Origin of the sequence: Streptomyces sp. NPDC057010, assembly GCF_042673805.1 — a bacterium.
GTDB lineage: Bacteria > Actinomycetota > Actinomycetes > Streptomycetales > Streptomycetaceae > Streptomyces.
Window position 1 is genome coordinate 44558 of the sequence record NZ_JBHUSC010000047.1, and the last position, 12677, is coordinate 57234.

Below are 12677 nucleotides of genomic sequence, written 5' to 3' on the forward strand. Positions count from 1 at the left end.
AACCCCCGCCCCGGGGGAGCAGCCTTCGCCCGGGCCGGGGTCCGGGAGGGGAGCGGGGCCGCGCAGGGGGGTCCCCGCAGGACGAGCGCGCAACCACCCTTACGTCACGAAGAGGGCCTTGGTGCGCGAGCCGAGGAGACACCCCGGAGGGGCCCCGCGGACCGGCCCAGACACCGCCGCTCGGCACCGGCACCCTCAACCGCCCCGGCGGCCCGCAAGGGCGCGGCGGCCCGCAAGGGCGCGGCATGCGGACCGGTCAGGAATCGAGAAGCCGTGGCGGCCGGGCCGCGCCTAGCGTGAGGGGCATGAACTCCATCGCATCCGTCACCCTCGAGGTGGCCGACACCACGGCCGCCGACCGCTTCTACGCCGCCTTCGGACTGGCCGCGCAGGTCCGCCTCCGGCCCTCCGAGGCCCCCACCACCGGCTTCCGCGGTTTCGCGCTCGCGCTCACCGTCTCCCGGCCGGCCGACGTCAACGTCTTCGTCGACGCGGCCCTCGCCGCCGGCGCCACACCTCTGAAGCCCGCCAAGAAGTCGTTCTGGGGCTACGGCGCCACCGTCCAGGCCCCGGACGGGACGATCTGGAAGATCGCCACGTCGGAGAAGAAGGACACCGGCCCGGCGACCCGCAGGATCGACGAGATGGTGCTCCTGCTGGGGGTCGAGGACGTGATCGCGAGCAAGAAGTTCTACGTGGACCGCGGCCTCGCCGTGGCGAAGAGCTTCGGCAGCAAGTACGTCCAGTTCGACACCCCGTCGGCGCCGGTCCAGCTGGCGCTGTACGGGCGCCGCGCCCTCGCCAAGGAGGTCGGCGTCCCCGCCGACGGCACCGGCTCGCACCGCCTCATGCTGGGCAGCTCGGCCGGGTCCTTCACCGACCCGGACGGCTTCGCCTGGGAGGCCACGTCCCTGACCGCCACGCACTGACAGGAGAGGAACCCTCCCATGAAGACGCCCGACGCGAAGTACGACGGTTTCACGGACGAGGAACGCGGCGCGATGAAGGAGCGCGCCCAGGAGCTGAAGGCGGCCGCACGGCGCGGTTCGCGCGCGGCCAAGGCCGACCCGGAGGGCGAGGTGCTCGCGAAGATCGCCGAGATGCCGGAAGCGGACCGCGTCCTCGCCGAACGGCTGCACGCCCTCGTCAAGGCCTTCGCACCGGACCTCGCCCCGAAGCTCTGGTACGGCATGCCCGCGTACGCCAGGGACGGCAAGGTCGTCTGCTTCTTCCAGAGCGCCCAGAAGTTCAAGTCCCGCTACGCCACCCTCGGCTTCAGCGACCAGGCGCACCTCGACGAAGGCACCATGTGGCCGACCTCGTACGCCCTGACGAACCTGACCCCCGCCGACGAGGCCCGGATCGGCGACCTCATCGGGCGGGCCGCGAACTGACCCCGCCCCTCCCCGCCTCCAGGAGTCCGATCCCCGGTTCTGTCTCTTTGGTCAGCGTCGGGTCCAGATGAGGATGCCGGCGAGATGGAGTGCGGCCAGGCGCAGCAACGTTCCTGCTTGGGCCGGGCGGGTGGGGTGTGGGTTGGCCTGCTCCGAGGGGGGAAAGCCCGGGCCGCGAGCGGCGCCGGGCCGTCCGCAGAACGGGAGGCGGAGAGATGAGGCACAGGCGAAGCGTCTGGTGTGCGGTGCTCGCGGCCGGACTGCTGGCCGGGACCACCGCGGCGGCGCCCGCGGCGGTCCAGCACGGCGCCGCGCGGGGTGCGCAGACGTTCTACAGCAGCCGGAGGCTGACCCTGGAACCGGGGCAGACGCTGTCCTACGCCCTGAACTGCGGCAACTACCCCGACACCTGGTTCCCCACGGGTGGCGGCATGGAGGGCCTCTACAGCGACCCCGTCCTCGTGGAGTCGTACGCCGAGGACACGTAGGGGCCCGGGGCCCTGCTCACCGATAGCACGCCCGTCTCCGGCAACCCCACCCGATGGTCCGTGACCGCCGTCAACACCGGCCCGGCCCCCGCCGAGCTGCGCGCCCACGCGCGCTGCGGCGCCCCGCCGCACACAGCTGTCTTCGGCGGGCCTGTGGCCCTGCCGCCGGGCGGGTGGGAGTTCGCCCACGCCCAGTGCCCCGTTGGTGAACTCCCCTCCGGCGGCGGCTTCTCGGTGACCAGCGACCGCGTCCGCGTCAACGACTCCTACCTGGACGACAACCGCACGTGGACGGTCCGCGCCACCAACACGGGCACCGGCCCCGCCGAGCTCGCCGCGCGCGTCATCTGCATCCCGTACGCCTAGGTTCTGCCTCTTTGGTCAGCGTCGGGTCCAGATACGGCCGAGCTCTTCGGGCAGGTCCCGCCAAGGCGAGTTGGTGCGGTACTTCCACGCGATGGCCTGTCGGCACGCGCCAGGTCGCCCCGGTCAAACAACTCCGTTGCCCCGAAGGGCAATTGCGCACTCCCTTCTGCTCGGCGCGGCCAAAACAACCCCGCACATGATCATATTCGCGGGGAATTACTGAGTGGTAATCAGTCGCGAGCTGGGCGCCTTTATGTCTGGTAACGGAGCGATTTTCGCGAGATTGCCCCTGTGCTGAAGCGTTAGAAAACATGCCTTGTTCGGTCCGGGAGGGAACTGTAGTGTCCTCACGCAGCGCAAGATCGCTTTAGGAGGGGTGGGGTACATAAAACTCGTGAAAGGCCTTGCCTGCCTTGCGTGGGGCCCTCTCCCCTTCACCATCATCTTCCGTGAAGGGAATGAAACATGCGTATCCGTAGATCAGTCACGGTTGCCGCGTTGGCACTGACCTCCGTTATGGGTATTTCCGCTACTCCTGCTTTTGCCGGATGCGCCGGATACACCTGCGTGTACGACGGAACGTACATGTCGGGTGGCGGCGACTACTGGAACATCGCGGACTCCAACTTCCAGGGCGACGTCTTCGTCAACGGCGTCGGCGAGAACGACGCGATTTCTTCGGTGGACAGCTACTACAGCGGCTCGACGTTTTGGTACGTAGACAGCTGGTGGGGTGGCAGCCGCCTGGAGGTCACGGCGTGGTCGACTCACAACACGCTCAGCAGCACGTTCAACAACAGGTTCTCTTCCTTCAAGTACGGAAGCTGATCTGGCAGTAGCAGTTTGAATAATTCTTGCGGCCGGACATCCTCCGGCCGCAAGAGTCGTTTAAGGCCCGACACCTGGGGATTTGTGATGGAACGCAGATGGATCGGAATAGTCGCATTTCTGGGGGCAGTTACGTTGTCCGCGTGTGGGGCAGGAGGTGGAACCGGGTCGGCAGAGGCGGGGGGCGAACCCTCCATCTCGGAGAATCCATCGCAAGTTGATCCTGCGCAGATCGTCCTGCCTCTCGACCACTACAGGCAGTCTCGCGAAGACCAGAAGATTCTGAACCAGGCGTTCAGCCTGGAGATGACGCACTGCATGGCACGGTACGGCTTCACCTACCCGGCTACACCGACCCCGGCCATGGATGAGATCGGGAACAGCCGGCGCTATGGGATCTACGACGCGGAAGCAGCGCGTGAGCGCGGTTACCATCCGCCGAAGGATCTGCTCGACAAGCAGCGCGCGCTTGAAGCGAGTCAGAATCAGAACAAGCTGAGCGTTGAGGCACAGGCTGTGGCCTCCGGCAAGGGGCAGAGTGAACTCAACGGTAAAGAGATCCCGGTCGGCGGCTGTCAGGGCGAGGTTGCACGGCATCTCCTGACGGGCATCAAGAACATCCCGAAGGCAAGCCTGGTGGACGAGCTTGCGGCCCAAAGCTATGACCGGTCGCTCCAGCACAGCCGGGTGCGCGAGGCCTTTGGGCAGTGGAGCAACTGCATGAAGGAAAGCGGATACAACTACAGGTCCCCCATGGATGCGAACAACGATCGGGCCTTCGCCTCCGAGGAGCCGACGCAGGTCGAGATGGACACTGCTGCCGCGGATATCAGCTGCAAGAACAAGACGCACCTGATTGCCGTATGGTCCGCGGTCGACAGCGCCTACCAGAAGAGGGCAATCGAAGGGAACGCGCCTCAGCTCACCCAGATTCGCGAAGCGCAGGTCACGCAGGTGAAGAACGCGACCTCTTCTGTCGGAGCGCACTGAAAGAGAGACGCGGTCTTGGACAGCGACACGAGAATTGCCGCCCATGGATTGGGCAAGCGCTACGGCGGAGTCGTTGCGGTAAACGACGTCACGTTCAGCGCTGAACCGGGCCGGGTCACCGGGCTGCTGGGGCTCAACGGCGCAGGGAAGACCACCGTGCTGCGCATGCTGCTGGGCCTGGTGAGACCGAGTTCAGGGCGGTCGACCTTCGGTGGGGTCGCATACCAGGACCTGCCCGATCCTGCCAGGCGCATCGGAGCTGTCTTCGCGGCCGGGCCAGGCTGTCCACCCGGAACGGGCAGGGATCACGTTCGGATGGTTTCACACGCTCTCGGGGTGCCTGAATCGCGCGGCTTTGAACTGTTGGAGTACGTCGGACTCGCAGAGGATGCCCGGCGCCACATATCCGGCTACTCGCTTGGCATGCGCCAGCGGCTCGGTATCGCCGTGGCCCTGCTGGGCGGGCCGAGGTATCTGGTACTGGATGAGCCCGGGAACGGCCTTGATCCTTCCGGGATCCTCTGGATGAGGAATCTGGTCCGTGATTTCGCCGATCAGGGGAACGTGGTCCTGGTGTCAAGCCACCAGCTTTCGGAAGTGGAAAGAATGGCGGACGATCTCGTCATTCTCGACCGGGGTTCGGTCATTGCTTCAGGCCCCGTGCCGCAGATCCTGGGCGCGGCAAGAGAACCGCATGTGCGCGTTCGCGGTCCACGCCTCGACGAGTTGCTCTCTTTGCTTCCCGAGGCACGCGGAACCCTCGGTGCGGACGGCGCGCTGAGGATCTTCAGCGCAGACCCTGCTCTCGTCGGGAAGGTGGCCTTGGAGGCCGGCATCGGCCTGGAAGAATTGGTGACCGTGACTCCTGACCTGGAAGACGCATTTCACGCAATCCTCGGATCGGAGTCGTGATGTCTGAGGAATCAGCGGGAAGCCGGCTGAACCGACTGCTCGGAGCCGAGATATTTCGACTTCGAGTATCGAAAGGAACGCGCCTGACCTTTGCGGTGTTCCTGCTGGCAATGATTGTGATATCAATCGGAAACTCGATGCATGTCCAAAACTATTTGGCCATGTTGAGTGATATGTCGCCGGCTGGAGCGGGTAACCTCTCCCTCGATCAGCTGGATGAGCTGGCCGAAGGACAGATCGAGGCCGGACTGGCGGACCAGGCTGCCCGACTCTACACGTCCGGACAGTCCGTGGGGTGGTTGATCGCGGGCCTGATAGGCATCGGACTGATAGGTGGCGAAGTCTCGCGCGGGACGTCGTCGATCACCTACTTGATCACGCCTCGGCGCAACTCGGTCGTCTTCTCGAAGGTTGCCGCTTCTCTCCTCATCGGACTCGCCATGTTCTTGGCTGCTACCGGCGTGGCCTTGATGGCCGGCATGTGGACGATGAATTCACAGGGCAAGGCGTACTACCTTACGTCCGGGATAGCCCTGTCCGCGATCCTGTCCAACCTCGTCGGATACCTGGCGTGGGGAGTCTTCGGAGTCGGCCTGGGGGCCTTGCTCCGTCGGCAGAGGATTGCAGTGGCGGTATTCCTTCTGCTGTACCTGACGGGCAGGCCGTTGCGGGATGCGGTGTTCACGATGGCCGGCGATTCGTCGAGCGCGGGCTGGATCCGTGAGGCCATTGTGTTCTTCCCGTCGATCGCCGCCGATCAGATGTCGTCCGGCTATGTGAACCCGGGCGAGCCGATCATCTGGACCGGTGCGCTGGTCATGGCGGGGTATGCCTGCGTTTTCACCTTGATCGGACTTCGGGTTGTGACACGACGTGATATCGCCTAGGAATGAGGAGCGAGGAGCAGTGTCCGAGGGCGATGAGCACATCGTGACCGAGCACTCAGAAAAGTCGACCGCCGAACACCACGTGGCCCAGCGAAAGAAATGGGTGGTACTGGTTGCGGTGAATGCCGTGCTCTTGGCAGGCCTCGGAGTGGGGGCTTCGATGGTGATCAAGTCGCCCGCTCAGGCAGCCGCGGACGCGAAGGCGCCGCAGGCGGATGTGCTGACGGCTCCGGTGGAACGCCGAGTACTCAAAGAGACGGTCGTGCTGCGGGGGCTCGTATCGGCAGGCCAGTCCGTGGAAGTGACACCCACGGCGGTGGTCGGCGAGGGGGCCGGCTCGCCGGTGGTCACCAAGCTGCGCGCGAAGGCCGGCGGCGCGGTGACCGAGGGCCAGGTGCTCCTGGAGGTTTCCGGACGGCCGGTGTTCGCGCTCAAGGGAGCGCTGCCCGCGTACCGGGACCTCAAGCCGGGTGCGAAGGGCGAAGACGTCGCCCAGTTGCAGAAGGCCCTGCAGAACCTGGGGCATCGCACGGGCGCGGATGCCTCGGGAACGTTCGGAGCCGGAACGAAGGCCGCGCTGTCGTCGTTCTACGGCTCGATCGGCTATGAGCCTTTGCCCGCTCAGGGCGACCCGGGGGCGGTGAAGGCCGCCCAGGATGCGGTGACCGGCGCGGAACGCGCCCTGGAGGATGCCCGCCAGGGATGGGCGATGGCGATGGCTCAGAGCCGCGGCGGTACCGCGACCGGCGAGCCGAGTCCCGGGCCGACGGGCAACACCACGAAGCCGGAGGAATCGCAGCCGCCCGCCGACAAGGAGCACGCCTCGACAGCCGGCCTGCAGAAGGCCGTGCAGAGAGCCGAAGAGGATCTCGCCGAGGCGCGCAGGACGCTCGGCGCGGTGCAGGCCGCCTCGGGGCCGATGCTGCCGTCCGGCGAAGTGGTCTTCCTGCAGGGCTTTCCGGCCAGGGTCGACTCCGTGACGACCAGGGTCGGCGCACAGGTCTCGGGCAAGGCGCTGACGGTTTCGGCCGGCGAGGTGGTCGTACACGCCTATCTCCAGGAACACCAGAAGGGTCTGGTGCGCACCGGCCAGCAGGTCGAGATCCTCTCGGAATCGCTGGGAACCACCGTGAAGGCGACCGTGCGGTCCGTCGCGGACACGAAGGAGACCGGACGGTCACCGGCGGCCGACGGCGACAAGGACGCCCATGCCGCCGCGACCGGCAAGGAGGGCTATCTCCTCGTCGTGGAAGCGAGCGGGCATCTGGACGCACAGATGGTCGGGCAGGACGTACGGCTCACCATCGAAGCCGCTTCCACCAACGGCACGGCACTGGTGGTGCCCGTCACGGCGATCACTTCCGGGGCGGACGGCAAGACCGCGGTCACCGTCCTCGAGGAGACGGGCGCGCAGCGCCGCGTGCACGTGCGGACGGGCACCCAGGGCGACGGTTACGTGGAGGTGATCCCGGTATCCGGGATGCGGCTGGCGGAGGGCGAGGAAGTCGTCACCGGCGTACGGCCGAGTGGCGGGGACACCGCGGACCACAGGGCGCCGGGGAGCACCCGGTGAGGCTCCGACGCCGACAGGGCGGCCTGCTGACCGGGGAGTCGGCGGCGGAGCGGGTCATACGGGAAGACCAGCCGGTGATGGAGTTCCGGCAGGTGGGGCTCACCTATCCCGGGCCGCCGCCGGTACCCGCGTTCAGGCCGTGCGATCTGACGGTCGGGCGCGGGGACTTCGTGACGGTGGTCGGCCCCTCCGGTTCCGGCAAGTCGACCTTCTTGAACATCGCCGGTCTGCTGGATGCCCCCACCCACGGCACGTATCTGCTGGACGGGATCGACACCGGAGCGCTGAAGGACGCCGACCGCACCGCGTTGCGCGGTCGCCGGATCGGCTTCGTCTTCCAGTCCTTCCATCTCCTGCCGCACCGCAGCGCGTTGGAGAACGTGCTGCTGGCCATGGTCTACAACGGGGTACCGCGCGACGAGCGCGCCCGTCGGGCACGTGAAGCCCTGGTCCGGGTCGGTCTCGGCCACCGGATCGACGCGCTGCCCACCCGATTGTCGGGCGGCGAAAGGCAGCGGGTGGCGATCGCCCGCGCGCTGGTCGCCCGCCCCTCCCTGCTGCTCTGCGACGAGCCCACGGGAAACCTGGATACGAAGAACGCCGAGACGGTTCTCGCGCTGCTGGACGAACTGCATGCGGAGGGTATGACCGTCGTCGTCATCACCCATGATCCGGCGGTGGCCGCAAGAGCCGCCCGCAGAGTCACGATTCGTGACGGTGTACTACGCGAGGTCAGTGCATGAAGCCCTTCCGGATCCGGTACCGGTTCCTCCGCCAACGTGGGCGTGAGTCCTCGACGTTCGCACTGCGCGACCTGCTGTCGGAGTCGCTGGCCGGGACGCTGCAACGGCCCGCCCGCTCGGCGCTGACCGGGTTGGGCACGGTCCTGGGGGTGGGCACCTTCGTGGCGATCCTGGGCCTGACCGCCACCACGTCCTCGCAGATCGACTCCCGCTTCAATCGGCTCACCGCGACCGAGGTGACGGTCGAGGACATCGCCGGCGAGCAGAACCAGTTCGCGGGAATGGCGTTCCCCACCGATGCCGATGCCCGCATCGAGAAACTCAACGGCGTGGCGAACGCAGGCGTCTACTGGAACGTACGCCTCGCCGCCGGGACCACGGTGCGGTCCATTCCGACGGTGGAGGGGGGCGGCGGGGAGCAGGTCGAGATCGTCGCGGCATCCCCCGGTCTGCTGCGGGCAGCGGTCCCCACCATGGCCCAGGGGCGCGTCTTCGACGACTACCACTCGGAGGGCGCCCAGCCCGTCACCGTCATCGGCGCCAACCTGGCCGCCCGGCTGGGCATCACCACCCTGGAGACCCGCCCCGCGATCTTCATCGGCGAGCAGCCCTTCATCGTCGCGGGCATACTCCAGGACGTCGAACGCAAGCCCGACTTGCTGCTGTCCGTCATCGTTCCGCGCACCACCGCCGAGAGGCTCTGGGGGCCGCCCACGGAGTCCGGCACCAAGATGCTGATCTCGACGAAGGTCGGCGCGGCCGGCCAGATCGCGTACGAGGCCCCCACCGCGCTACGCCCCGACCACCCCGAATACTTCAAGGCCGTCCCGCCCCCGGACCCCAAGACGCTGCGTGGCAACGTCACCTCCGACCTCAATCAGCTCTTCCTCCTGCTCGCCGCGATCTGTCTGGTCATCGGCGCGGTGGGCATCGCCAACACCACCCTCGTCGCCGTCCTCGAGCGGACCGGCGAGATCGGCTTGCGCCGTGCGCTGGGCGCACGGGGCCGCCACATCACCCTCCAGTTCCTCGCCGAATCGGGTGCCCTCGGCGCCCTCGGCGGCCTGGTCGGCACCAGTCTCGGCACCGTCACGGTCGTCACGGTCGCAGTGATCCGGGACTGGACCCCCGTCATCCACACCGGAACGGTTGCCGCCGCCCCCGCCATCGGCCTCCTCACGGGAGTCCTCGCCGGCCTCTACCCGGCCTGGCGGGCCGCCCGCATCCAGCCCGCGGAGGCCCTGCGCCGCTGAACGAAAAGGCCGGCCCCGCCACACCCCGGCGGCCCTCCGGCCCCGCGCCAAGCCTGCTGGGAGCGCGGGACGGCATGGATCTCAGATGCGGATCAAGCGTCACCCGCTACACTGACCGCGGTGGTCCGGCCTCGTAGGCTGGGCTGCGGCCCGCCTTCGTAGCTCAGGGGATAGAGCACGGCTCTCCTAAAGCCGGTGTCGCAGGTTCGAATCCTGCCGAGGGCACGATGGACGAGGACCCCCAGCCGTGTGGCTGGGGGTCCTCGGTGTTTGGTCGGGTTTAGGGGGCATCTCGGGGGTTGGGTCGGGGAGTTGCCGGGAAGGTCAGGCGGGCTTCGGCGCCCGTGGGGGTGCGGTTGTGGAAGGTCAGGGTGGCGCCGAGGGTGCGGGCCTGGCCCGTGGCGATGGTGAGGCCCAGGCCGTGGCCCTTGCTCATGCCCTCCGTACGGAAGCGCTGGGGGCCGGCCGTCAGGAGGTAGTCCGGGTAGCCGGGGCCCTCGTCCGCGACCGTGAGGGTCGGGCCGTCCACCGTGACCGTGACCGGGGCGGCGCCGTGTCTGTGGGCGTTCGCGATCAGGTTGCCGATGATGCGCTCCAGGCGGCGCCGGTCCGTTTCCAGGAGCGTGGAGGAGGCCACCACCAGGGTGGTGGAGGTGCCCGAGGCGCGGATCGTGCGCGCCGCCAGGTCGGCCAGGTCGTAGGAGTCCAGCTCGACGCGCTCGCTGCGCGTGTCCAGCCGGGAGATCTCCAGCAGGTCCTCCGTCAGTGCGCGCATCGCCCGCACGCGGTCCCGTACGAGTTCGGCCGGGCGGCCCGGCGGCAGGAGTTCGGCGGCCGCGTTCAGGCCGGTCAGGGGGGTGCGCAGCTCGTGGGCGACGTCCGCCGTGAAGCGCTGCTCGGCTTCGAGCTTGCGCTGGAGGGAGGACGCCATCGTGTCCAGGGCCCGGGAGACCGTCGCCACCTCGTCCTTGTTCCGCGGGCTGTCCTCGACCCGTGCGTCCAGGTCACCCGCGCTGATCCGGCGGGCGACCTGGGCGGTGACGTGGAGGCGCCGGGTGATCCGGGTGACGCCGACGGCGCCGATGAGGAGGGTGCCTCCGATGGCGGCCACGGAGGAGCCGAGGATCGCCTGGTCCAGGTCCCGGATGGTGCGCTCGCTGCCGCTGAAGTCGACGGAGACGGCTATCGCGGTGTCGTGGTCGGCGGGGCCGGCCGCCCACATGGCGGCGCGGCCGCGGCTTTCGCCGATGGCCGTGCCGCGCTTGCCGCCGGCCGCCAGGGCGCGCAGTTCCGGGGGCAGGCCGACGGGGTCGATGCCCTCGCCGCGCCCCATGGCCCCGCCGGTCTCGTACGAGGTGACGGTCCGCTCCAGCTTGGCCAGGGCCTTTTCGCGGGCGGCGCTGACGGTCTGGTGGGTCATGGCCCGGTGCACGAGGCCGCCGAGCAGCGCCGCGAGGCCGCAGCACATGAGGGTGATGAAGACGGCCGCCTTCCACGTCAGCGTCGCCGTCCAGGCCGGCGGTCGCAGCCGGCGCATCAGGGTTTCTCCGCCGGTCTGCGGACGGTCTCCGTCACGCGGGGCCGCATGGCCTGCTGCTCGGGGAACCAGGTCCACACGTCGCGGATCTCGGTCCCCGCGGGGCTCGTGGCGGAGTGGATGATGAGGTCCCGTTCCGTCAGCTGCACGTCGGTGACGCGAGCGGCCGTGTCCATGATCTGCACCACCCGGCCGCTGTCGGCCGTGTAGACGCGGAGGTTGAGGCGGTGGCCCGGCAGCTCGATGCCGAGGATCAGCTCGTCGCGGCCGTTGCCGGTCAGATCACGGTAATGGGCGGTCCGGACGGGGCAGTCCCCGGCCCCCTGCTCCTGCCCCGTGCACCGGGCCAGTGCCGCCTTCGTCTCGTCCTGGCCGGCCGGGCGCGGGCGCAGGTCCGCCGTCAGGACGTCCATGGGCGGTACGTCCCTCAGCGACGCGCCCGCCGGCACCTCGATGCCGGCGATCGGGACGCGGCCCTCGGCGTGCAGTACGTCCACTTCCGGGGGCGGGGCGGGGGGCCGCTCGGGCCACGGCCGGTACGGGCCCTGGGCGCGGGCGGCGGGGCGGCCGTCGTCGGCGGCGTGCAGGGCGCCGTTCGCTGCGCAGCCGGCCAGGGGGAGGGCTGCCGTCGCCGCCGTCGCCGCCGCCAGGCAGAGTGCGGCCCTGCGGGACGGGTGGCTCACGCCACCAAGTCGGCGTAGAGGATGACGTTGTTGGTGCGGTGGCCGTCCTTGATCTCGCCGCCGCAGGTGAGCAGGCGCAGCTCGGGGCGGGCGGTGTCCCCGTAGACCTTGTCGGTCGGGAAGTCCTTCTTGTTCACGTCCTCGATCTCGCGGATCTTGAACGTGGCCGTCTTGCCGTCCTCGCGCGGGACCTCGATGAGGTCGCCGAGCTTGATGTTCTTGACGTTCTTCATCAGCGCCGGTCCGTGCTTGGTGTCGAAGTGCGCGACGAGTACGGAGGGGCCCATCTCGCCCGGGGTGACGCCCTCGGTCCACCAGCCGGGGTTGTTCGCGTCGGTGTCGGCGTTGGGCACGCCGAGCTCGCCGGTGGCCGCGTCCACCTTGAGGTCGACCATCTTCTTCGCGTCCACGCCCGCTGCGTCGATCTTCATGCCGGTTGGCTTGGAGGGGGGCAACGGGGGTGCCGGGGGCGCGGTATCGGGGGCGGGTGCGGCGGTGCTGCCGACCTTGGGGTCGGGGGGCAGCTTGGCGCCGTTGGCGGCGGCGCCGCCGCAGGCTGCGAGGGTGCCGGTGAGGGTGGCGGCCAGGGCGGCGGTGATCACGATGCGGTGCCGGGCGGGGCGTGTGCGGGGGCCGCGCGTGTGGTGGGCGGGGGCGAGGGTGCTGGGCATGGCGTACTCCGGGCAGGCGGACGGGGCGGGAGGGCAGCTCCGGCCGGGACTGGCCGAGCCGGGGCCCGGGGCTGGGCGAGCGCGGCCGGGGCGCACGGGCCGGCGCCGGGGTCGGGGGGCGCGGGCCGAGCCCGGGCAGGGTCGACGCTGGGGACGGGGTCGGGGGCGGGGGTGGACCGGGGCGGCACGGACCAGCCGCGGGGTGCCGGGGGCGGCCGCGGGGTGCCGGCGGCGGGGTGCCGGGGCCGGCGGCGGGGACCGGGTTGGGGGTGGGCCGGGGTGGCACGGGCCGGGGGCGGGGTGCCGGGGACGGGGGCGGGGTGGGGGGTCGTCGGGGACGGGGTTCGATGTT

The 12677-nt window shown here is 69.3% G+C and carries 14 protein-coding genes and 1 tRNA gene; 12 read left to right on the top strand and 3 right to left on the bottom strand.

Annotation, left to right across the window (positions count from 1 at the left end):
• The first annotated feature begins 305 nt into the window (after positions 1 to 305).
• The 12 genes from ACFTXQ_RS29040 to ACFTXQ_RS29095 all read left to right on the top strand — a co-directional run bounded on the left by ACFTXQ_RS29040 (position 306) and on the right by ACFTXQ_RS29095 (position 9659).
• The gene (locus ACFTXQ_RS29040; protein ID WP_382646116.1) at positions 306 to 929 is read left to right on the top strand and encodes a glyoxalase; all 624 of its coding nucleotides are present in this window, start codon (positions 306 to 308) and stop codon (positions 927 to 929) included.
• 18 nt (positions 930 to 947) lie between these two features.
• The gene (locus ACFTXQ_RS29045; protein WP_382646118.1) at positions 948 to 1394 is read left to right on the top strand and encodes an iron chaperone; all 447 of its coding nucleotides are present in this window, start codon (positions 948 to 950) and stop codon (positions 1392 to 1394) included.
• 215 nt (positions 1395 to 1609) lie between these two features.
• A complete protein-coding gene (locus tag ACFTXQ_RS29050) occupies positions 1610 to 1882 on the top strand; it encodes a hypothetical protein (protein WP_382646121.1) in 273 nt (90 codons plus the stop codon).
• Between the two features lie 60 nt (positions 1883 to 1942).
• Positions 1943 to 2248, top strand: a complete 306-nt coding sequence (locus tag ACFTXQ_RS29055; RefSeq protein WP_382646123.1) for a hypothetical protein — start codon at positions 1943 to 1945, stop codon at positions 2246 to 2248.
• Between the two features lie 465 nt (positions 2249 to 2713).
• Positions 2714 to 3076: a hypothetical protein gene (locus ACFTXQ_RS29060; RefSeq protein WP_382646125.1), complete on the top strand. Its 363-nt coding sequence runs from the start codon at positions 2714 to 2716 to the stop codon at positions 3074 to 3076.
• Positions 3077 to 3163: 87 nt separating this feature from the next.
• A complete protein-coding gene (locus ACFTXQ_RS29065; RefSeq protein ID WP_382646127.1) occupies positions 3164 to 4066 on the top strand; it encodes a hypothetical protein in 903 nt (300 codons plus the stop codon).
• A 15-nt stretch (positions 4067 to 4081) separates the two neighbouring features.
• The gene (locus ACFTXQ_RS29070; RefSeq protein ID WP_382646130.1) at positions 4082 to 4978 is read left to right on the top strand and encodes an ABC transporter ATP-binding protein; all 897 of its coding nucleotides are present in this window, start codon (positions 4082 to 4084) and stop codon (positions 4976 to 4978) included.
• Complete coding sequence (locus ACFTXQ_RS29075; protein ID WP_382646132.1) at positions 4978 to 5865, top strand: ABC transporter permease subunit; 888 nt, start codon at positions 4978 to 4980, stop codon at positions 5863 to 5865. The genes ACFTXQ_RS29070 and ACFTXQ_RS29075 overlap by 1 nt, the downstream gene beginning before the upstream one ends.
• A 19-nt stretch (positions 5866 to 5884) precedes the next feature.
• A complete protein-coding gene (locus ACFTXQ_RS29080) occupies positions 5885 to 7438 on the top strand; it encodes a peptidoglycan-binding protein (protein ID WP_382646135.1) in 1554 nt (517 codons plus the stop codon).
• Between the two features lie 77 nt (positions 7439 to 7515).
• Positions 7516 to 8181, top strand: a complete 666-nt coding sequence (locus ACFTXQ_RS29085) for an ABC transporter ATP-binding protein (RefSeq protein ID WP_382646156.1) — start codon at positions 7516 to 7518, stop codon at positions 8179 to 8181.
• Positions 8178 to 9434: an ABC transporter permease gene (locus ACFTXQ_RS29090; RefSeq protein WP_382646137.1), complete on the top strand. Its 1257-nt coding sequence runs from the start codon at positions 8178 to 8180 to the stop codon at positions 9432 to 9434. Before ACFTXQ_RS29085 ends, ACFTXQ_RS29090 begins: the two co-directional genes overlap by 4 nt.
• Positions 9435 to 9586: 152 nt before the next feature.
• A tRNA-Arg gene (locus tag ACFTXQ_RS29095) sits at positions 9587 to 9659 on the top strand.
• A 55-nt stretch (positions 9660 to 9714) separates the two neighbouring features.
• On the opposite strand, the gene ACFTXQ_RS29100 is transcribed toward ACFTXQ_RS29095, so the two are convergent.
• Genes ACFTXQ_RS29100 through ACFTXQ_RS29110 form a run of 3 tightly spaced genes read right to left on the bottom strand, consistent with a single transcriptional unit; the run spans position 9715 to position 12325 of the window.
• The gene (locus tag ACFTXQ_RS29100) at positions 9715 to 10971 is read right to left on the bottom strand and encodes an ATP-binding protein (RefSeq protein WP_382646140.1); all 1257 of its coding nucleotides are present in this window, start codon (positions 10969 to 10971) and stop codon (positions 9715 to 9717) included.
• Positions 10971 to 11654 carry a hypothetical protein gene (locus tag ACFTXQ_RS29105; RefSeq protein ID WP_382646143.1) on the bottom strand — a complete coding sequence of 228 codons (684 nt, stop codon included), beginning with the start codon at positions 11652 to 11654 and terminating at the stop codon, positions 10971 to 10973. The genes ACFTXQ_RS29100 and ACFTXQ_RS29105 overlap by 1 nt, the downstream gene beginning before the upstream one ends.
• A complete protein-coding gene (locus ACFTXQ_RS29110) occupies positions 11651 to 12325 on the bottom strand; it encodes a sortase domain-bontaining protein (RefSeq protein WP_382646145.1) in 675 nt (224 codons plus the stop codon). The genes ACFTXQ_RS29105 and ACFTXQ_RS29110 overlap by 4 nt, the downstream gene beginning before the upstream one ends.
• Positions 12326 to 12677: the final 352 nt, after the last annotated feature.